The organism is Streptosporangiales bacterium, from assembly GCA_009379825.1.
Lineage (GTDB): Bacteria > Actinomycetota > Actinomycetes > Streptosporangiales > WHST01 > WHST01.
This window is the reverse complement of record WHTA01000015.1, coordinates 22,814-41,765: the sequence shown is the minus strand read 5'-3', so window position 1 is coordinate 41,765 and position 18,952 is coordinate 22,814. Positions and strand designations below refer to the sequence as shown.

14 protein-coding genes and 3 pseudogenes are annotated in these 18,952 nt (G+C 69.0%); 11 read left to right on the top strand and 6 right to left on the bottom strand.

Features of this window, described 5'->3' with window-relative positions:
- Positions 1-9 precede the first annotated feature (9 nt).
- Positions 10-1,191: an acyl-CoA dehydrogenase gene (locus tag GEV07_10345; protein MQA03096.1), complete on the top strand. Its 1,182-nt coding sequence runs from the start codon at positions 10-12 to the stop codon at positions 1,189-1,191.
- Between the two features lie 12 nt (positions 1,192-1,203).
- Here the strand turns inward: GEV07_10345 and GEV07_10340 are convergent, their stop codons facing one another.
- Positions 1,204-2,511: an acyltransferase family protein gene (locus GEV07_10340; protein ID MQA03095.1), complete on the bottom strand. Its 1,308-nt coding sequence runs from the start codon at positions 2,509-2,511 to the stop codon at positions 1,204-1,206.
- A gap of 113 nt (positions 2,512-2,624) precedes the next feature.
- Here GEV07_10340 and GEV07_10335 point away from each other — a divergent pair, with 113 nt between their 5' ends.
- The gene (locus GEV07_10335) at positions 2,625-3,074 is read left to right on the top strand and encodes a GNAT family N-acetyltransferase (GenBank protein ID MQA03094.1); all 450 of its coding nucleotides are present in this window, start codon (positions 2,625-2,627) and stop codon (positions 3,072-3,074) included.
- A gap of 9 nt (positions 3,075-3,083) precedes the next feature.
- Here the strand turns inward: GEV07_10335 and GEV07_10330 are convergent, their stop codons facing one another.
- From GEV07_10330 to GEV07_10310, 5 genes and pseudogenes are all read right to left on the bottom strand, one after another.
- Positions 3,084-3,638, bottom strand: coding sequence for a ferritin (locus GEV07_10330; protein MQA03093.1), 555 nt, complete (start codon positions 3,636-3,638; stop codon positions 3,084-3,086).
- 596 nt (positions 3,639-4,234) lie between these two features.
- Positions 4,235-5,179: pseudogene (locus tag GEV07_10325) on the bottom strand (TerC/Alx family metal homeostasis membrane protein).
- A 209-nt stretch (positions 5,180-5,388) separates the two neighbouring features.
- Positions 5,389-7,500 carry an excinuclease ABC subunit UvrB gene (gene uvrB / locus GEV07_10320; protein MQA03092.1) on the bottom strand — a complete coding sequence of 704 codons (2,112 nt, stop codon included), beginning with the start codon at positions 7,498-7,500 and terminating at the stop codon, positions 5,389-5,391.
- Positions 7,501-7,583: 83 nt separating this feature from the next.
- Complete coding sequence (locus GEV07_10315; GenBank protein MQA03091.1) at positions 7,584-8,174, bottom strand: dephospho-CoA kinase; 591 nt, start codon at positions 8,172-8,174, stop codon at positions 7,584-7,586.
- Between the two features lie 32 nt (positions 8,175-8,206).
- On the bottom strand, positions 8,207-9,193 hold the full coding sequence (locus GEV07_10310) for a substrate-binding domain-containing protein (GenBank protein MQA03090.1): 987 nt from the start codon (positions 9,191-9,193) through the stop codon (positions 8,207-8,209).
- A gap of 186 nt (positions 9,194-9,379) precedes the next feature.
- On the opposite strand from GEV07_10310, the pseudogene GEV07_10305 reads away from it, so the two are divergent.
- From GEV07_10305 to GEV07_10265, 9 genes and pseudogenes are all read left to right on the top strand, one after another.
- A pseudogene (locus GEV07_10305) lies at positions 9,380-10,218 on the top strand (hypothetical protein).
- A complete protein-coding gene (locus GEV07_10300) occupies positions 10,109-10,480 on the top strand; it encodes an ABC transporter permease subunit (GenBank protein MQA03089.1) in 372 nt (123 codons plus the stop codon). Before GEV07_10305 ends, GEV07_10300 begins: the two are co-directional and overlap by 110 nt.
- A gap of 106 nt (positions 10,481-10,586) precedes the next feature.
- Positions 10,587-11,318, top strand: coding sequence for an ABC transporter permease subunit (locus tag GEV07_10295; GenBank protein ID MQA03088.1), 732 nt, complete (start codon positions 10,587-10,589; stop codon positions 11,316-11,318).
- 12 nt (positions 11,319-11,330) lie between these two features.
- Entirely contained in the window at positions 11,331-12,428 is a 1,098-nt protein-coding gene (locus GEV07_10290; protein MQA03087.1) for a DUF2961 domain-containing protein, read from the top strand.
- Complete coding sequence (locus GEV07_10285; GenBank protein MQA03086.1) at positions 12,425-13,312, top strand: twin-arginine translocation signal domain-containing protein; 888 nt, start codon at positions 12,425-12,427, stop codon at positions 13,310-13,312. The genes GEV07_10290 and GEV07_10285 overlap by 4 nt, the downstream gene beginning before the upstream one ends.
- Positions 13,313-15,240: 1,928 nt before the next feature.
- Positions 15,241-15,894 carry a DUF2961 domain-containing protein gene (locus GEV07_10280; GenBank protein ID MQA03085.1) on the top strand — a complete coding sequence of 218 codons (654 nt, stop codon included), beginning with the start codon at positions 15,241-15,243 and terminating at the stop codon, positions 15,892-15,894.
- Complete coding sequence (locus GEV07_10275; GenBank protein MQA03084.1) at positions 15,895-16,200, top strand: DUF2961 domain-containing protein; 306 nt, start codon at positions 15,895-15,897, stop codon at positions 16,198-16,200. It abuts the gene before it with no gap.
- A pseudogene (locus tag GEV07_10270) lies at positions 16,201-17,806 on the top strand (ATP-binding cassette domain-containing protein).
- Positions 17,803-18,933 carry an ABC transporter permease gene (locus tag GEV07_10265; protein ID MQA03083.1) on the top strand — a complete coding sequence of 377 codons (1,131 nt, stop codon included), beginning with the start codon at positions 17,803-17,805 and terminating at the stop codon, positions 18,931-18,933. Before GEV07_10270 ends, GEV07_10265 begins: the two are co-directional and overlap by 4 nt.
- The last annotated feature ends 19 nt before the right edge of the window (positions 18,934-18,952 follow it).

The window sequence follows — 18,952 nt, the reverse complement described above, 5'->3', positions numbered from 1 at the left end:
GGAGCCGCTATGCCGTCGACCGACCGTGCCGCCACTCCCCTGGAGCTGTTCGACATCGACGGGCTGCTCTCCGACGAGGAACGGGCCATGCGCGAGACGATGGCCGCGTTCTGCGGCGACCGGATCCGGCCGCACCTGGCCGACTGGTTCGAGGCGGGCCACGTCCCGGCCAGGGAGCTCGCCCGTGAGCTCGGCCAGCTCGGTGTGCTCGGCATGCACCTCAGCGGGTACGGCTGCGCCGGCGCGAGCGCGACCGCGTACGGCATCACCTGCCTCGAACTGGAGGCCGCGGACTCCGGCATCCGCAGCCTGGTCTCCGTACAGGGGTCGCTTGCGATGTACGCGATCCACGCGTACGGCAGCGAGGAGCAGAAGCAGCGCTGGCTGCCCGGCATGGCCGCCGGCGAGCTGATCGGCTGCTTCGGCCTCACCGAGCCGGACTTCGGCTCCAACCCCGGCGGCATGCGCACGCACGCCAAGCGCGACGGCTCCGACTGGGTGCTCAACGGCACGAAGATGTGGATCACCAACGGATCCGTCGCCGACGTCGCGGTGGTGTGGGCACGTACCGACGACGGCGTCCGCGGCTTCCTGGTGCCGACCGACACCGCCGGGTTCTCCGCACCGGAGATCACGAAGAAGATGTCGCTGCGCGCGTCCGTGACCTCCGAGCTGGTCCTCGACGACGTCCGGCTGCCCGAGGACGCGATGCTCCCGAACGCCCGCGGGCTCGCCGGCCCGCTCGGCTGCCTCAGCGAAGCCCGCTTCGGCATCATCTTCGGCGCGATCGGCGCCGCCCGTGACTGTCTGCAGACCGCGATCGCGTACGCCGCCGACCGCGAGGTGTTCGACCGGCCGCTGAGCGGCTACCAGATCACCCAGACCAAGCTCGCCGACATGACCCTGGAGCTCGGCAAGGGCATGCTGCTCGCGTTGCACCTCGGCCGGCTGAAGGACGCCGGCACGCTCCGGCCGCAGCAGGTGAGCCTGGGCAAGCTCAACAACGTCCGCGAGGCGATCGCGATCGCCAGGGAGTGCCGAACCATCCTGGGCGCGAACGGCGTCACGCTCGAGTACCCGGTGATCAGGCACGCGAACAACCTCGAGTCGGTGCTCACCTACGAGGGCACGAGCGAGGTGCACCAGCTGGTGATCGGCCAGGCCCTGACCGGCGAGTCGGCCTTCCGCTGACCGGCGCGCGGCTCAGCGGTCCGCCGCGCCGCCGCGCATCCAGCCGTCGAGCTTCGGCTGCACCGCCCAGGAGAACAGCACCTGCACCGGCGGCGAACACAGCACGAAGGTCAGTGCCACCGAGCCGAGCGTCACCACGGCGATGCCGAGGTGGGTGTGGATGAACGGGTGGTCGTAGAAGCCCCACCACTCCGCGCCCTTTGCGACGAAGCCGTGCAGCAGGTACGCGAACATGCTCACCGCGCCGAACGCGGTCAGGATCGGCAGCCGGCGCGTCGGCACCAGGGCGATGACCGCCGCGATCACCAGCACGGTGGCGGCCAGCTGCAGCAGCTTCACGCCGGCGAACACCGGGTACGTCACGTCCAGCTCGTCGTTGCCCAGCCGCCAGTACACCCACTCCACGCTCACCATCGGCGCGAACACGTAGGCCAGGTAGAACGCGCCGGCGAGCACCGGCACCGCCGCGATCCGCGCCCACCTGGTGCGGAGCCACTCGAAGTGCTCCCGGCGCAGCGACATGCCGAGCACGAAGAACGGCAGGTACTGCAGCAACCGTCCGAGCTCGAACGTCTCCGTCAGCTGCTGCGAGCCCGCGGCCAGGCTGATCGCGACGGCGAGCACGATCGGGAACCGCACGACCCGCCACAACGGCGCGGACAGCCGCCAGAAGAACAGCGTCACGAGGAACCAGGTAACCCACCACGGGTCCTGCAGCGCGAACTCCAGCTGCTGGTCGTCGCCGAAGTACCTGAACAGGCAGAACCCCGTCTCGACGATGAGGTACGGGGCGACGACCGACCGCACCAGGCTCCTGGCCTGCCGCGGGCTCGCGGTGAAGTGCCGCGAGAAGTACCCGGACAGCAGCACGAAGATCGGCATGTGCACGGTGTAGAGGAGCAGGTAGGCGGCCAACAGCGTCTGGCTCCACGCCAGCATCGGCCCCCAGAGGTGTCCGACGACGACCAGCGCGATCGCCACGAACTTGACGTTGTCCAGGTGTGCGTCCCTGCCGGTCGACCGCTCGACCAGGGCGGGCAGGGCGGCCTCGGACGGCGCCACGGCGCCGTCGGCCACCGCTGCGTCGGCCGGCTCGCTGCGCCGCTTCGGTGCCGACTCCGCCGGCTGCGCCGCTTCGTCCGCCGGTTCCGGCGGCTGGGTGTCCGGTACGTCCCGGGCGACCGGTTGGTCCAGGGTCGCGGTGGCGTCGACTTCGTCGGCGGTCGCCATCCCCTGGTCGAGGTCGATGGCATCCGCCTCTTCGGTCGCCGCTCGGTCCTTCGTCTCCACCTGCGGGCGATCCGTCAACTGGTCCGTCACCTGCACCTACCGTGGAACGTCCCTCTACGTAACGTGGTAACCGGGATACCGTATCGGGAGACGTACGGCGGCGGGCACCCCCGTGCGGGCATCGGAAAGAGCGGAGGTCACAGGTGCCTACGACGGTCCGGCAGGCGACGACGGACGACATCGCCGCACTCGTCGGACTGTTGGCGGACGACCCGCTCGGCGCCACCCGTGAGACGCCGGACGACCTCAGGCCCTACCAGGAGGCGTTCCGTGCGCTCGCCGACGACCCGCGCCAGTACGTACTGGTCGCCGAGGACGAGACGGGCATCGTCGGCACGCTGCAGCTGACCGTCGTCCCCGGGCTCGCGAGGACCGCGGCGAGCCGCGGCCAGATCGAGGGCGTGCGGGTGCGCAGCGGCGGGCGCGGCGCGGGCGTCGGGTCGGTGCTCATGCGGTGGGCGATCGACGAGGCCCGTGCGCGCGGCTGCCGGCTGGTGCAACTCACCTCGGACAACTCGCGCACACGGGCGCACGACTTCTACGAACGGCTCGGCTTCACCGCCACTCACGTCGGCTACAAGCTCGAGCTGTGACGCCGGTCGTCAGACGGCGCCGCCGGCAGCGACCGGCTGATGCAGCTCCGAGCCGCCGCCGCCGACCTGCTCCCTGGCGAGGAACTCCTCGACGTGGAAGAGGTTGTCGCCGGCGCGGTCCACGATGGTGAGCAACGAGCCCATCTGTGCGACTTCCTCGACCTGCTCGTGGAGGAACCACTGGAGGAACTGCTCGCCCAAGTAGTCGCCTTCGTCGCGGGCGGTCTTCGCTAACTCGACGAACTGGTCGGTGACTTCCTTTTCCTGGGCGAGCGCGAGTTCCACCGGATCCCGCGCACTGCCGAAGTCATTACGCACCTCGTCGACACCGGGAATGTGGACGTCAATTCCCTGATCGAGCAAGTACCGCACGATCATCATCGCGTGGTTGCGTTCTTCCAGTGCCTGCCGGTAGAAGTGACTGGCCAACCGCGGCAGGCTCTGCCCGTCGTACCAGACGGCCACCGCGATGTACTGCTGGTGGGCGCTGAACTCATGTCTGATCTGTTCGTGGAGCAGCTCGATGAACTTCGACTGCCCCCCGGTCTTCTTGTTTCCACGCATGTCTTCGACTCTAGCGACCGGCCCCGGGGGTAGCCGAGCCTAACCCGGCCGAATACCGCGCAGAAAACTCGCTATACGCGAAAAATTCGGCCGGGCACCGAAAAAGCAAGTGCAGCCTAACCTCACCCGCGGCCGAGACAATTGCCGGACGGTGGTCAGGAACGGCGGTGGTGTTCCCACGGCTGCTGCACGTCGTCCGCGCCGTCCGCGGATGCGGCGTCTCGGCCGTTGGTCGGGTCGGCGGTGCCGTCCTGGGGCGCGGCGGCCTGCTGGTCGGTCGAGTTCGCAGCGCCGTCCGTGGATGCGGCGTCCCGCCGGTCGCCACCGTCCGCGGGTGCGGCGCCGTCGGTCTGGCGGTCCGTCGAGTGGGCGGCACCGTCGGTCTGGCGGTCGGCCGGGTCCGCCTCGCCGTCCGCGGACGCGCCGTCTGCGGGGGTGCCGGCCTCGTGGTCGGCGGCGTCGTTGGCCGCGGTCGGCTGCGCTGTCGCCGGGCTGCCGTAGGCCAGGCCCATCGGCTGCGGCGCCAGGTGGTGGCTGCCCACCGCGCCGTGCGGCTCGGGACGCGGGCCGTCGTCGACGGTCGGGGGCTCGGTGTGCTCCGGCTCGTCCTTCTTCTTCATCAGGCTGGCGATGGTCGTGACGGTCAGGACCACGATGATGACGCCGAGCGACACCGCCGGGTGGATCTCCGGCGCCCAGTGCAGGCCGCTGCTGTGCAACGCCTCGAGGATGAGCTTCACCCCGACGAAGCCGAGCACCACGGCGAGGCCCACGGACAGGTACACCAGCCGGTCGAGCAGCCCACCGATCAGGAAGAACAGCTGCCGCAGGCCCATCAGCGCGAACATGTTCGCGGTGAAGACCAGGTACGGCTCCTTGGTCACCCCGAAGATCGCCGGGATCGAGTCCAGCGCGAACATCAGGTCGGTGCTGCCGATGGCGATCATCACGATCAGCATCGGGGTGAACAGCCGCTTGCCGTCGATGTACGTGGTGAGCTTCACCCCGTCGTACTGGTCGGTGGCCGGCAGCCGCTTCTTCACGATCCGGAGGACGATGTTCTCCTTGACCTCCTCGTCATCGTCGTTCCGGTGCCGCGCCATCTGGATCGCGGTGTAGATGAGGAACGCGCCGAAGATGTAGAAGACCCAGGAGAAGTGCGCGATCACCGTCGCGCCGACCGCGATGAACAGGCCGCGCAGGATCAGCGCCAGCAGGATCCCGACGAGCAGCACCTCGTGCTGGCTGCGCTTCGGCACCGCGAACTGCGACATGATCACGACGAACACGAAGAGGTTGTCGACGCTCAGGCTGTACTCGAGCACGTAGCCGGTGTAGTACTCGATCGCGTACTGCGGCCCGCCGAAGAACAACACCCCGAGGCCGAACAGGATCGCGAGGCTGACGTAGATCACGATGCCTCGCGTGGCCTGCTTCATGGTGACTTCGTGCGGGTTGCGGTGGTCGAGGATCAAACCACCGATCAGCACGATCGCCAAGCCGGCGATCGTGGCCAGCCACGCATACAGGTGAACGTCCAAGAATGCCCTCCGGCACTTCGATCGAATTGCCGGAGGTCTCTCCCGCCCGCCGCGTAAGCGAGCCGGCGGCACCGGGTGAAGTCACCGTGATGACGATGCAGCCGCGGGGGATACTCCCCTCCCGTGAACTTGTCCGAGGCAACCCTAACCTACGAACCACCCCGGATACCGGGAGGGTGCGGCGTGTCACATCGCGTCAACTTCCCAGGTCAGCGCACTCCTGCCTCCCGCATGCCGCGCAGTTCCCGCTTCAGCTCACCCACCTCGTCGCGCAGCCTCGCGGCGAGCTCGAACTGCAGCTCGGCGGCCGCCGAGTGCATCTGCTCGGTGAGCTGACCGATAAGGTCCTCCAGGTCGGTCGCCGGCAGCTCGGCGAGCCCGGCGGAGCGGTCACCGGTGCTGGCCCGGGACGCGAGCTCGGGCACCGGTGCCTTCCCGCGGCTGCGCTGCCGGCCGGCGCCGCCGACCAGCTGCTCGGTGTCGGCGTCCTCGGTCGCGATGGTGTCGAGGATGTCCGCGATCTTCTTCCGCAGCGGCTGCGGGTCGATGCCGTTCTCCGCGTTGTACGCGAGCTGCTTGTCCCGCCGCCGGTCGGTCTCGTCGAGGGCGTGCGTCATCGAGTCGGTCACCTGGTCGGCGTACATCACCACCCGGCCGGAGACGTTCCTCGCCGCCCGGCCGATGGTCTGGATCAGGGACGTCCCGCTGCGCAGGAAGCCCTCCTTGTCGGCGTCCAAGATCGCGACCAGCGACACCTCGGGGAGGTCCAGGCCCTCACGCAGCAGGTTGATGCCGACGAGCACGTCGAACTCGCCGACCCGCAGCTCGCGCAGCAGCTGCACCCGGCGCAGCGTGTCGACCTCGCTGTGCAGGTACCGCACCCTGATGCCCATCTCGAGCAGGTAGTCGGTGAGGTCCTCGGCCATCTTCTTGGTCAGCGTGGTGACGAGGATCCGCTCGTCGCGCTCCGCCCGCGCCCTGATCTCCTCGATCAGGTCGTCGATCTGGCCCTTCGTCGGCCGTACCTCGACCTGCGGGTCGACCAGGCCGGTCGGCCGGATCACCTGTTCGACGACGTCGCCGCCGGTGCGATCCAGCTCGTACGGCCCTGGGGTCGCGGACAGGTACAGCGTCTGCCCGATCCGCTCCAGGAACTCCTCCCACCGCAGCGGCCGGTTGTCCACGGCGCTGGGCAGCCGGAACCCGTGGTCGACCAGCGTGCGCTTGCGCGACATGTCGCCCTCGTACATGCCGCCGATCTGCGGGACGGTGTAGTGCGACTCGTCGACGACGAGCAGGAAGTCCTCGGGGAAGAAGTCGAGCAGGCAGTTCGGGGCGCTGCCGGGCTCGCGGCCGTCGATGTGCCTGGAGTAGTTCTCGATGCCCGAGCAGCTGCCCACCTGGCGCATCATCTCCAGGTCGTACGTGGTGCGCATGCGCAGCCGCTGCGCCTCGAGCAGCTTCCCCTGCCCCTCGAGCTCGGCCAGCCGCTCCGCCAGCTCCTCCTCGATCGCGCCGGCCGCCCGCTCCATCCGCTCCGGGCCGGCGACGTAGTGGGTGGCCGGGAAGACGTACATCTCGTCCTCCTCGAGGATCACCTCACCGGTGACCGGGTGGAGGGTCTGCAGCCGCTCGATCTCGTCGCCGAACATCTCGATCCTGACGATGTGCTCCTCGTAGACGGGGAACACCTCGATGGTGTCGCCGCGCACCCGGAACGTGCCGCGGGTGAACGCCAGGTCGTTGCGGGTGTACTGCACCTGCACCAGCCGGCGCAGCAGCGCGTCGCGGTCGAACTCCTGCCCGGTCTTCAGCCAGATCATCCGGTCGACGTACTCCTGCGGCGTACCCAGGCCGTAGATGCAGGAGACGGTGGACACCACCACCACGTCGCGCCTGGTCAGCAGCGAGGCGGTGGCCCGGTGGCGGAGCTTCTCCACCTCCTCGTTGATCGACGAGTCCTTCTCGATGTACGTGTCGGACTGCGGGATGTACGCCTCTGGCTGGTAGTAGTCGTAGTACGAGACGAAGTACTCGACCGCGTTGTTCGGCAGCATCTCGCGCAGCTCGTTGGCGAACTGGGCGGCGAGCGTCTTGTTGGGCTGCATGATCAGGGCGGGCCGCTGCAGCTGTTCGACCAACCAGGCCACCGACGCCGTCTTCCCCGTACCGGTGGCGCCGAGCAGCACAGAGTCTTGCTCGCCGGCCTCGATCCGCTTCTGCAAGGCGGCGATCGCCGCGGGCTGGTCACCGGCAGGCTGCAACTCGCTGACCACCTGGAACGGCGCGACCTTCCTGGTCAGGTCAGTCACCGGACGCACGGCACCCTCCCCTCGTTACCGGGCCCTCGTCACCGGACCTAGACCACCGTACGTCGCGCCACCGACAACCGCCGTCGCGACCGTCATGCCTGGGCACGGGCGGTGAGCTCGGCCCACAGCCGGCGGACGCGCTCGTCCAGGGTGTCCAGGTCGGTGTCGTTGGTGACGACCAGGTCGGCGACCGCGAGCCGCTCCTCCCTGGGGGCCTGCGCGTCCAGCCGCGCCCTGGCGTCCGCCTCGGTCATGCCGCGGTGGCCGACCAGCCGCTGCAGCCGCACCTCGTCCGGGGCGTCCACGACCACGACCACGTCGTAGCCGCCGGCCAGGTCGGCCTCGACCAGCAGCGGCACGTCATCGACCACGATCGCGTCCGCCGGTGCCGCGGCGACCAGCTCGTTGCGCCTGGCCCGCACCTTCGGGTGGACGATCGCCTCCAGGCGCTGCCTGGCCGTGTCGTCGGCGAACACCACTTGCCCGAGCCGCGGCCGGTCGAGCGAACCGTCCGCCGCGAGCATCTCCGGCCCGAACGCCTCGACGATCTCCGCCAGACCCGGCGTGCCAGGGGCAACCACCTCGCGGGAGAGCACGTCGGCGTCGGTCACCACGGCGCCGAGCGCGGCCAGGCGCTTGGTCACCTCGCTCTTGCCCGAACCGATCCCACCGGTGAGTCCCACGTGCAGCACGCCCCGAGCCTAGCGGCCGGCGGCTAGCTGCTGCCGCGCACGACCAGTTCTGCGGACAGCACGACGTGGCGCGGCTCGGCCGCGTCGCCGGCCACCCGGCCGAGCAGCAGCTCGGCCGCCCGCGCTCCAATCTCGTACGTGGGCTGCCTTACGGCCGTCAGCGGCGGCCGCAGCGCCGTCGCCCAGCTGATGTCGTCGAAGCCGACCACGGCGACGTCGTCCGGGATGGCCACCCCGGCCTCGGCCAGCGCCTGCAGGGTGCCGATGGTCATCAGGTTGTTGGACGCGAACACGGCGTCCGGCCGGCCGCGGTCGAGCAGCTGCTTCGCCGCCTGGTACCCGCCCTCCAGCCGGAAGTCCGCCTTCGCGACGAGCTCCTCGTCCAGCTCGATCCCCGCCTGCTTCAGCGCGGCCTTGTAGCCGGCCAACCGCCGGGCACCGGTCGTGGTGCTCAGCAGGCCGGCGACGATCCCGATCCGCCGCCGGCCGCGGTCGATCAGGTGCTTCGTGGCGTCCTTGGCCGCCTTGTGGTTGTTGACCACCACGCTGTCCACCGGGCCGTCGCGCAACCGCCGGTCGACGGTGACGACCGGGATGCCCTGGCCGACGAGCACCTCAAGCCCGCGGTTGCTCTGCCGCGCCGGGGCGAGCACGACGCCGGCCAGCTGCTCCGCCGCGGCCACCTCCAGGTAGCGCTGCTGCTTGTCCTGGTCCTCGTCGGTGTTCGCGAGCACCACGGAGTACCCGGCGCGCTGCGCCGTGTCCTCGATGCCGCGCACCATCGCCGTGAAGAACGGGTTCTGCACGTCGGGGATGATGATGCCGAGTACGGTCGTCGCGCGTTTACGCAAGCTGCGCGCCGGCCCGTTCGGCCGGTAGCCGAGCTCCTGCACCGCCGCGTTCACCCGGTCTCTGAGGTCCGCGGCCACCTCGACCCGTTGGTTGAGTACGCGCGACACCGTCGCCGGTGACACCCCTGCCGCGCCAGCGACGTCGCGGATCGTGGTCACCATGCCCATCCCCTCCTGTTACCGAAGCGCAGCTACCCGCGTCGTCACGGTGTGAACGATTCACCGTAGGGCCAGACGCCCCATTGACACCCTCACGACACCCACCTACAGTCCTCTCCAGAAATCGATTTAGAAATCGATTTACCGTACCTCCTGGACACAGCGGTCTGCGGAAGGAGCTGGCCCGTGGCACGTATCGGACTACTCACCATGTCGGACGGCCGCGACTTCGTCGCCGGCGACCTCACCACGTTCTGCACCGACGCCGAGAGGGCGCTCGCCGCCGCGCTCGAAGGCGCCGGCCACGAGGTCGTCCGTGCGCACGAGCCGGTATGGACCAACGAGCTCGCCACCGCAGAAGCCCGCCGGATCGCCGATGCCAGGCCCGACCTGACGATCTTCCACTACCCGGTGTGGGCGTTCCCGCACTTCACCATGCTCGCGGCGGCCGAGACCACGGGACCGCTGCTGCTCTACGGCAGCATCGACCCGGTGCAGCCGGGCATGGTCGGCATGCTCGCCGGTGGCGGCGCACTCGACCAGATCGGCCATGTCCACACCGCGCCTGGGGCGACATCCGCTCCGCCGAGGTGCTCGACGGCATCCTCGTCCAGGTGCGCGCGGCCACCGCCGTCCGAGGGCTGCGCGGCTCCACCTTCGGCCGGATCGGCGGGCGGCCGATGGGCATGTACACGGCGGTCGCGAACGCCGACCAGTGGATCTCCAAGTTCGGCATGGACGTCGAGGAGATCGACCAGTGGGAACTGGTACGGCGAGCGGAGAGCGCCGAGGCGTCCAGGGTGAAGCAGGCGGTGAGCTGGCTGGAACGGCACGCCGCCGGCGTGCACTACGACGGCAAGCAGCTCACCCCCGAGCTGCTCGAGCGGCAGGTGCGCACGTACTACGTGATGCGCGATCTTCCTCGCCGGCCTACAGGACATCCCACGCCACTATTACGACGCGGCGCGGATCGACGGCGCCGGTCCGCTGCAGAGCTTCAGGTACGTCACCTGGCCGATGCTTAAGCCCACCAGCCTGTTCGTGCTCCTCATGACCATCATCACCGGCGTCGGCGGACTCCAGGCGTTCGACCTGGTCTACGTCATGACCAAAGGCGGGCCGGCGAACTCCACGTCGCTGGCGATCTTCTACATCTACCAACAGGCGTTCCAGTACAGCGACTTCGGGTACGCAGCAGCGATGGCGTCGTTCGTCGCGTTCATCTTGTTCGCCGGGATGCTCACGATGTTCGCCCTGACGAGAGGCGGCCGCTTTGAGCTCGAATAGGCACGCGGCCGACGGACCGGGGCGCAGCTCCCAGCGCATCGGTCGGCTCGCGCTCTGGCTCGCCATCGCGTTCCTCGCACTGCTCACCGTGGCACCGCTGGTCTGGATGGCGTCGGGCGCGTTCAAGCCGGCGGACGAGATCTACAGCCTCTCCCCCATCCCCACAGACCCGACCTTCGACAACTTCCGCTACGTGTTCACGCGGGCGCCACTGGTGCGCTACATCCTCAACAGCGCCTTCGTCGCGGCGATGGTCACGCTCATCGCACTGCTGTTCCACTCGATGGCGGCGTACGCGCTCGCGCGGCTGCGCTTCCCCGGGCGCGACGTCATCTTCACCGGCATCTTCGCCACCCTGCTCGTCTCGGTGCCGGTGATCCTCGTACCGCTGTTCTTCGTGGCTAAGACGCTGAACCTGCTGGACTCATACGCCGGCCTCATCCTGCCGGCGATCTTCAACGCGTTCGGCATCTTCTTCCTCCGCCAGTTCTACCTATCGCTGCCGCGCGAGCTGGAGGATGCCGCCGCCGTCGAAGGACTCGGCTACTGGGGCATCTACCGCCACGTCGTGCTGCCGCTCAGCCGCCCGCTGCTCGGCGCGCTCGCCGTGTTCTTCTTCCTGGCCAACTGGAACGCCTTCCTGTGGCCGCTCACCATCACGGAGCGCCCCGAGCTCTGGATGATCCAGGTGGGGATGGTGAGCTTCCAGAGCCAGTACGCCGCCTCGTGGAACTACGTCATGGCCGCTTCGACGGTGGCGGCCCTACCGACGCTGGCGCTGTTCTTCGTCTTCCAGCGAAAGATGATCGAGACCATCAAGGTCTCCGGAATGCACTAGGGGGACGCAGTGGTGAATGGTTACGGCCAGTTCGGCAGCAGCCTGCGCGATCTGCCGCGGCTGCGGACGTCACGCCGTGGCAGGGCATCCAGTTGGGACACCTCGGGCGGCAACGACGACAGGGTCACGCTGCGGCCGGGAGCGACCTCGACGCTGGCCGATCTGCAGGGCGCAGGCTCGATCAACCATATCTGGATGACGATCGCCAACGAGACCATGGCCATCACGCCAGGTACACGCGAGCCGGACTTCCTGCGCCGCCTCCTGCTGCGGATCTACTGGGACGGCGAGGAGGAGCCGAGCGTCCTGGTGCCGGTCGGCGACTTCTTCGGCGTTGGTCACGGCCGCACCGCCAACTTCGCCGCGGCACCCATCCAGATGAGCCCGCAGGACGGCAAGGCGTTCAACTGTTTCTTCCACATGCCGTTCGCCAGCGAGGCACGGGTGGAGGTGGTGAGCGAGCTGGCCGAGGAGGCCGTCTACCTCTACTACTACGTGGACTACGAGCAGTTCGACGAGCTCGACGACGGGCTCGGCCGGTTCCACGCGCAGTGGCGCAGGGCAAACCCGTGCCCCGGTTCCGGCGAGCCCGCCGAGAGCAACGAGGAGCTGCAGTTCGGCGGCGTGAACGACACCGGCAAGGACAACTACGTGATCCTCGACGCGGCCGGACGGGGGCACTACGTCGGCTGCGTGCTCAGCATAAGGAACCTGCGCGAGACCGACGTGTGGAACTGGTACGGCGAGGGCGACGACATGATCTTCATCGACGGTGACACCTGGCCGCCGACGCTGCACGGCACCGGTACCGAGGACTACTTCAACACGGCCTGGTGCCCGGACCAGGCGTACGCCGCGCCGTACCACGGCATCACGCTGCCCGGCGGCCCCAACTGGTCCGGCGACATCTCCATGTACCGCTTCCACATCGAGGACCCGATCACGTTCGAGCGGTCGATCAGGGTCACCATCGAGCACGGGCACGCCAACAAGCGCAGTGACGACTACTCGTCCGTCGCGTACTGGTACCAGAACGAACCGCACCAGCCGTTCGGCATCCCCGCGGTCGCGGACCGACTCCCCCGCGCCGAGCGAGGAGGACGGCGATGAGCGACGTCAGTCGTCGAAGGTTCCTGGCCGGCAGTGCCGCAGTCGCGGGCGCCGCCGCAGCCGGCCTCTGGGTCCCCGGAGCCGCCGCGGCGGCTCCCGTGGCGAGGAGCACCTTCTTCGCCACCGCCGACGTGGAGTACGCGGTGTCGGTGGACAGCAACAGCGACGGCGACCTGTGCCGACCTGCTGGGCCGACGACGACGCCCTGTATTCGGCCAACGGTGACGGGCGCGGCTTCAGCGACGAGCAGTGGCAGGACATCGTGGTCAACCGGATCACCGGTGACCCGGAGTCTGGTATCGACGGCGAACGGCTCGCCGCGGCCGACGAGGTCGGCACCGTCTGGGGCGACCCAGACAAGTACAACAGGAAGCCCACCGGCATCGTCTGCGCCGATGGTCGCCTCTACCTCGCGATCCAGGACCTCCGCACCCCTCCGGGCGATGTCGCGTTCAACGACGCCCCGAACGCGAGCGTCTCCTGGTCCGACGACCACGGGCGCACCTGGCACAAGACGCGGGAACCGATGTTCACCGACCACGTCTTCACCACGATCTTCTTCCTCGACTTCGGCCGCGACTCCCGCGACGCCGAGGCGGCCCTGGGCGCGGACGCGGCGCGCTACGTCTACGCGTACGGCCTGGACGGCAACTGGCGCGACTCGTTCAGCGACACGGTGCCGGACCCCGTCGACGTCTACCTCGCCCGCGCGCCGAAGGGTGCGGTGGAGAACAGGAACCGCTGGGAGTTCTTCGCCGGCCTCAGCGGTGGCGCACCGGTGTGGCGCAGGGACATCGGGGCCAAGCGGCCGGTGCTGCACGACGCACGGCGGCAGTACAAGACGCTGCGGAACGCCGACCAGTACCTGCACAACCTCTCGGTGATCTCGCAGGCGGGCGTCGTCTACGTCAAGGCACTCGACCGGTACCTCTACACCTCCTGGACCGAGTACACGTTCGAGTTCTACGAGGCGCCGACCCCGTGGGGACCGTGGAAACTGTTCCTCACCAAGGACTTCGGCGGCTACCCGTGGTACGGCCGCGGCGCCGACTGCCCGGGCCCGAAGAACGGCGGCTACGGCACGGTCATCCCGTCGAAGTTCATCTCCGCCGACGGCACGACGATGTGGGTGCAGTCGAACTGGTGGGTCGGCAGGGAGTGCGGCGACGCCACGTACGCCTTCAACCTGCGGAAGCTGACCATGCAGCCGTTCACGCCGCAACTGCCGGGGAACGAACCGGACCAGCACGACAACCTCGCCCGCTCGGGTGCGGGCGTGACGCCCATCGAGAAGAGCGCGCACTACGGCCACGGCGAGTACTACAACGACGGCGACCGCACCAGGAGCGAGGACAGCTTCGACCAGGAGAACAAGACCCTGGACCACTGGGGCTTCACCTGGGCGAAGCCGTACCGGATGAACGAGGTCGTCTACACGACGGGCAAGGTCTTCGACGACGGCGGATGGTTCGGCGCCGACCTGCGGGTGCAGGTGCGGCAGAACTTCCGCTGGGTCGACGTACCGGACGCGCGCGTCGCGCCGCGGTACCCGTACGACGCGTCCGCGGGCCCGTTCAAGACCTACACGTTCAGGTTCGCGGACACCTTTGGTGACGGTGTGCGAGTGGTCGGCCGGCCAGGCGGCGGCGCGCACTTCACCTCCATCGCCGAGCTCGAGGTCTACTACCGCACGTCCGGGGGATCGTCACCACAACTGAACAGAACCGGTTAGGACCGCACAATGTCGTCAGTCCAACGTTTGTCGTCCCGGATAGTCGCAACCGGCGCAGCACTCGCGCTCGCCCTCGTGTTGTTCCCCGCCCAGGCGTCCGCCGCGCCCGACTTCGGCCCCATCGGCTGGGAGACCTACCGGCAGCTCGACCGCCTGCCCGAGCTCGGCACCGGCACCCAGGCGCACCAGTTCTCCAGCTACGACCGCACCGGCGGCAACGACGACGGGTTCGAGGGCACGTACTCGTGCCTGCGCCAGGAGGAGGGCCGGTGCGTCCTCGCCGACGACGAAGGCGCGGGCGAGATCGCCTCGATCTGGTTCACCCGCGACGAGGGGGACGTCACAAGGACCGGCGACATCCGGATCGAGCTGGACGGCGAGACCGTGCTCGACGCGCCGCTGCAGGACGTCGTGAACGGCGACCTGGGCGCGCCGTTCGTGTACCCGCTCGTCGCCAACGCCGACGAGAGCTCAGGTGGCGTGTACCTGAAGGTGCCGATGCCGTACCGCGAGTCGATGAAGGTCAGCACGGAGCACAACCCGCTCTTCTACCACGTCTCGCACCGCACCTTCCCCGGCGCGCAGGGGGTGGAGACCTTCGACCCCACCGACAAGGCGACGGACGTCGTCGCGAAGCTCGAGGCGGCGGGAACGGCCGACCCGAAGCCACCGCAGCCGGGCGCGACCACGAAGACCACGGACCTCGACGTCCCTGCGGGCGGCAAGGCCGTACTCGGCAAGCAAAGCGTTGCCGGCGTGCTCACCGCGCTGCAGCTGCGGATGCCGCAGCTCGTCGGCGCCGACCAGGAACGCATCACCGACGACGGCCGCGCGTTCGGCACCGACGGGTACAGCGAGTTCACCGTCGCCATCGACCCGGCCAACGACGGCGTGCGGCTGACCCGCAGGCTCGACTCGGCCATCGGCAACCAGCGGGCCGACGTGCTCGTCGACGGGGAGCGCGTCGGCGAGTGGGCCCCGCTCGACCAGACCTCGAGCGGGGCCTGGGCCGACCAGACGGTCGACCTGCCGGCACGGGTGACCGCAGGCAAGTCCAGCGTCACCATCCGCAACGTCTTCGTGTCGTCCGACCTCGACTACAACGAGTTCCGCTACGACGCGGCGAGCAAGGTCGGCGGCGAGTACACCCGCACCGACACCGTGGACGTCGGCGAAGGCAACCCGTCCGAGGCGCAGCACGACTACCGGATCGAGAAGCCGACCTGGGCCGGCACCCGCACCTTCACCTACCCGCCGACGGACGAGGAGCAGGCAGCCGTACGGCCGAGCGACGAGCTGCTCGCCGAGGCGCGCATCACCGTCAGCTTCGACGGCAGGCGGCTCGTCGACTCGCCGCTCGGTGAGTTCTTCGGCACCGGTCTCGGCCTGTACGAGGTCAGGTCGCTCATGTACGGCGTCGACCCGGACACGAAGACGCTCTCCTCGTGGTGGCCGATGCCGTACTCGAACCGGCTCAAGGTCGAGCTGCACAACGACTCCGACGTCGCGATCAAGGGTGGCTCCGCGTCCGTCACGACGGCAGCCGACAGCAGGTGGGCACAAGCGCTCGGCGACAGCGGCACCGCAGGCCACTTCCGCACCACGTCGCGCGCGCAGACGGTGAAGAACAACGGGGTGGACTACACGTTCCTGAACGCCACCGGGCGCGGGAAGTTCGTCGGCGTCACGCACACCATGCGCGGGCACGTCGCCTCCGGCAACCAGCGCGAGTAACTGGAAGGAGACGAGCGCGTCTACACCGACGGAGCCGAGCAGCCGCAGTGGCACGGCACGGGTACCGAGGACTTCTACCAAGGTGGCTGGTACTTCAACCGTGGCCCGTTCAACGCACCGACCAACGGCAACCCGTCGAACGAGCCCGGCACCTTCGGCTGCACGTACGACTGCACAGGTGCCTACCGGCTGACGCTCTCGGACGCGCCGTCGTTCGCGGAGAGCCTGCGGTTCACCATCGAACACGGCCCGACGAGCAACATCCCGGCGGACTACTCGTCGACGGCGTACTGGTACGGCGGATAGATGCCCGAGACCGGCGGGAGCGCAGTGCGCGACGACGCGGCGGTGACCCTGGCGATGTCGGGGATCACCAAGTCGTTCCCCGGCGTGCACGCGCTGCAGGCCGTGGACCTCACCGTACGGGCAGGTGAGGTCCACGCCATCCTCGGTGAGAACGGTGCCGGCAAGTCCACGTTGATGAACGTGCTCGCCGGCGTTTTCGCCGACTACGGCGGAGTCATCGAGGTCGACGGCCAGCTCGCCGCGATCCGGCAACCGAAGGACGCCCAGGATCTCGGCATCGCGATGATCCACCAGGAGCTCAACCTGGTGCCCGAGCTGTCCATCGCGGACAACATCTTCCTCGGCCGCGAGCTGCGCACCGCGCGCGGCACGCTGGACCGCCGGCTGATGGACGCCCGCACCCGCGAGCTGCTCACCGAGCTCGGCCTGGACATCCCGCCGCGGCGCCCGGTGCGACAGTTGAAGGTGGCCGAGCAGCAGCTCGTCGAGGTGGCGAAGGCACTGTCGCTGAACGTGCGGGTGCTCGTGATGGACGAGCCGACGTCGGCGCTCGCCGACGCCGAGGTACGGGCGCTCTTCACGGTGATCCGCACCCTCACCGCACGCGGCGCCGCCGTCGTCTACATCTCGCACCGGCTGGAGGAGCTCTACGAGATCGCGGACGTCGTCACGGTGATGCGCGACGGCGAGTACATCGCCACCAGGGCGATGGCGGACACCACCAGGCCGGAGCTCATCCGGATGATGGTCGGGCGCCCACTCGGCGAGCTGTTCCCGCGCGGCGAACGCACCGGCAGCGGGCAGGCACCCGCGCTCACCGTCGAGCACCTGCACGTCTCGCCCGACCCGCGGGTGGGCAGGATGCCGGTCAGGGACGTGAGCTTCCACGTCGGCGCCGGCGAAATCGTCGGCCTCGCCGGCCTGATGGGCGCCGGGCGCACGGAGGTGCTCGAAGCGGTGTACGGCGGGCACCCCGGCACCGCGGTCGACGGGGCGTTCGCCGTCGACGGGCGACCGTACCGCCCGACGAGTCCGCGGCGCGCCATCAGGCGCGGGCTCGCGCTCGTCGCGGAGGACCGCAAGTCGCAGAGCCTGGTACTCGACGCGTCCGTACGGTTCAACGCGAGCCTCGCCGCGCTGCGGTCGTTCGGGGTGGGTCCCTGGGTCAGCAACCGCCGCGAGCGGACGCGCGTCGACGCCATGGTCGAGGAGCTGCGGGTGAAGACCCGCAGCACCAACAGCCCGGTCGCCACGCTGTCCGGCGGCAACCAGCAGAAGGTGGTGCTGGCGAAGTGTCTGCTGACCGAACCCACCATGCTGCTGCTGGACGAGCCGACCCGGGGCATCGACGTCGGCGCCAAGGCGGAGATCTACGCGCTCATCCGGCGGCTGGCGGCCGCCGGCACCGGCATCCTCATGGTGTCGTCCGAGCTGCCCGAGCTGCTCAACATGTGCGACCGGATCCTCGTGCTGTGTGACGGACGGCTGACCGGCGAGTTCCACCACACCGAGGGCCACCCAGGAGAAGCTCCTGGAAGCCGCGATGGCCCGCGAGGTCGTGCTGACCGATGCCGGCCCACCGACCACGAAGGAAACCGAGGAGTGATATCCGGACCCACCGAAGGTCAGCACGCGCCGCCCACTGGCGGCGACGACCTCCCCAGCCTGGTCGAGCAACCGCCGAGAGAGCGCTGGCTACGCGTCCTCACGGCACTCGGCTCGGTGCAGGGCTACATCGGTTTGATCCTCGTGCTCGCGGTGGGCATCGCCACCAAGGGCACCGTGTTCCTCTCCCAGGGCAACCTGACCAACGCGGTCGGCGCGTTCGCGTCCCGCGGCATCCTCGCGATCGGCGAGACACTGGTGATCCTCGCCGCCGGCATCGACCTCTCGGTCGGCTCGATGCTCGCGCTCGCGTCGATGACCTCGGCCATGCTGCTCGCCGAGGCCGACATGTCCCCGCTGCTGATCCTGCCGCTGTGCATGCTGGTCGGTGCGGCGATGGGGTTCGTCAACGGTGCGGGCACCACCTGGCTGCGCATCCAGCCGTTCGTGATGACCCTCGCCACGCTGTCCATCTTCCGCGGCATCGACAGGCAGATGAGCAACAACGTCAGCGTGGGCACGGAGATCGTGCAGGACAACGGTGAGCTGACGCCGCACTCCGAGCAGTTCCAGCTGTTCGGCACTCCGGGCAGGAACCTCTTCGAAGGCGTGCTCGGCGCCGGTGTGTACTACCCGGTGCTCGCGTTCGTCGTCACCGCGGCGGTGTTCCACGTCATCCTGACGAAGACCAAGTTCGGCCGGCACATCTACGCCGTGGGCGGCAACGAGACCGCGGCCAGGCTCTCCGGCGTCAACGTCGCGGCCGTCCGCATCGCCGTGTTCACCTTGTGCGGCATGCTCGCCGACTTCGCCGGCCCGATCGACGCCGCGTACAGCTCGCAGGCCGACCCGCAGGCCGGCCAGATGTACGAGCTCGACGCCATCGCCGCGGCCGTGATCGGCGGCGCCGCGCTCAAGGGCGGCCGCGGCAGCATGATCGGCACGTTCGTCGGTGCGCTGATCCTCACCCTGCTCGACAACGTCCTCGGCCTGAACGCGGTCAGCGACAACATGCAGCTCATCATCAAGGGCTGCATCGTGGTGCTCGCGGTCGTGCTGCAACGCCCGGACCTGATCTCGTCGGCCACCGCGACCGTCCGGCGGCTGTTCCGTCCCAGAGCGTCATAGGAACCCCAGCAAGGAGGCA

What these genes read in the sequence shown, in the direction of transcription:
- GEV07_10345 (MQA03096.1), top strand. Translation starts at nt 10, where the DNA reads ATGCCGTCGACCGACCGTGCCGCCACTCCCCTGGAGCTGTTCGACATC.
- GEV07_10330 (MQA03093.1), bottom strand. Translation starts at nt 3,638, where the DNA reads ATGCGTGGAAACAAGAAGACCGGGGGGCAGTCGAAGTTCATCGAGCTG.
- GEV07_10285 (MQA03086.1), top strand. Translation starts at nt 12,425, where the DNA reads ATGAGCGACGTCAGTCGTCGAAGGTTCCTGGCCGGCAGTGCCGCAGTC.
- GEV07_10295 (MQA03088.1), top strand. Translation starts at nt 10,587, where the DNA reads ATGGCGTCGGGCGCGTTCAAGCCGGCGGACGAGATCTACAGCCTCTCC.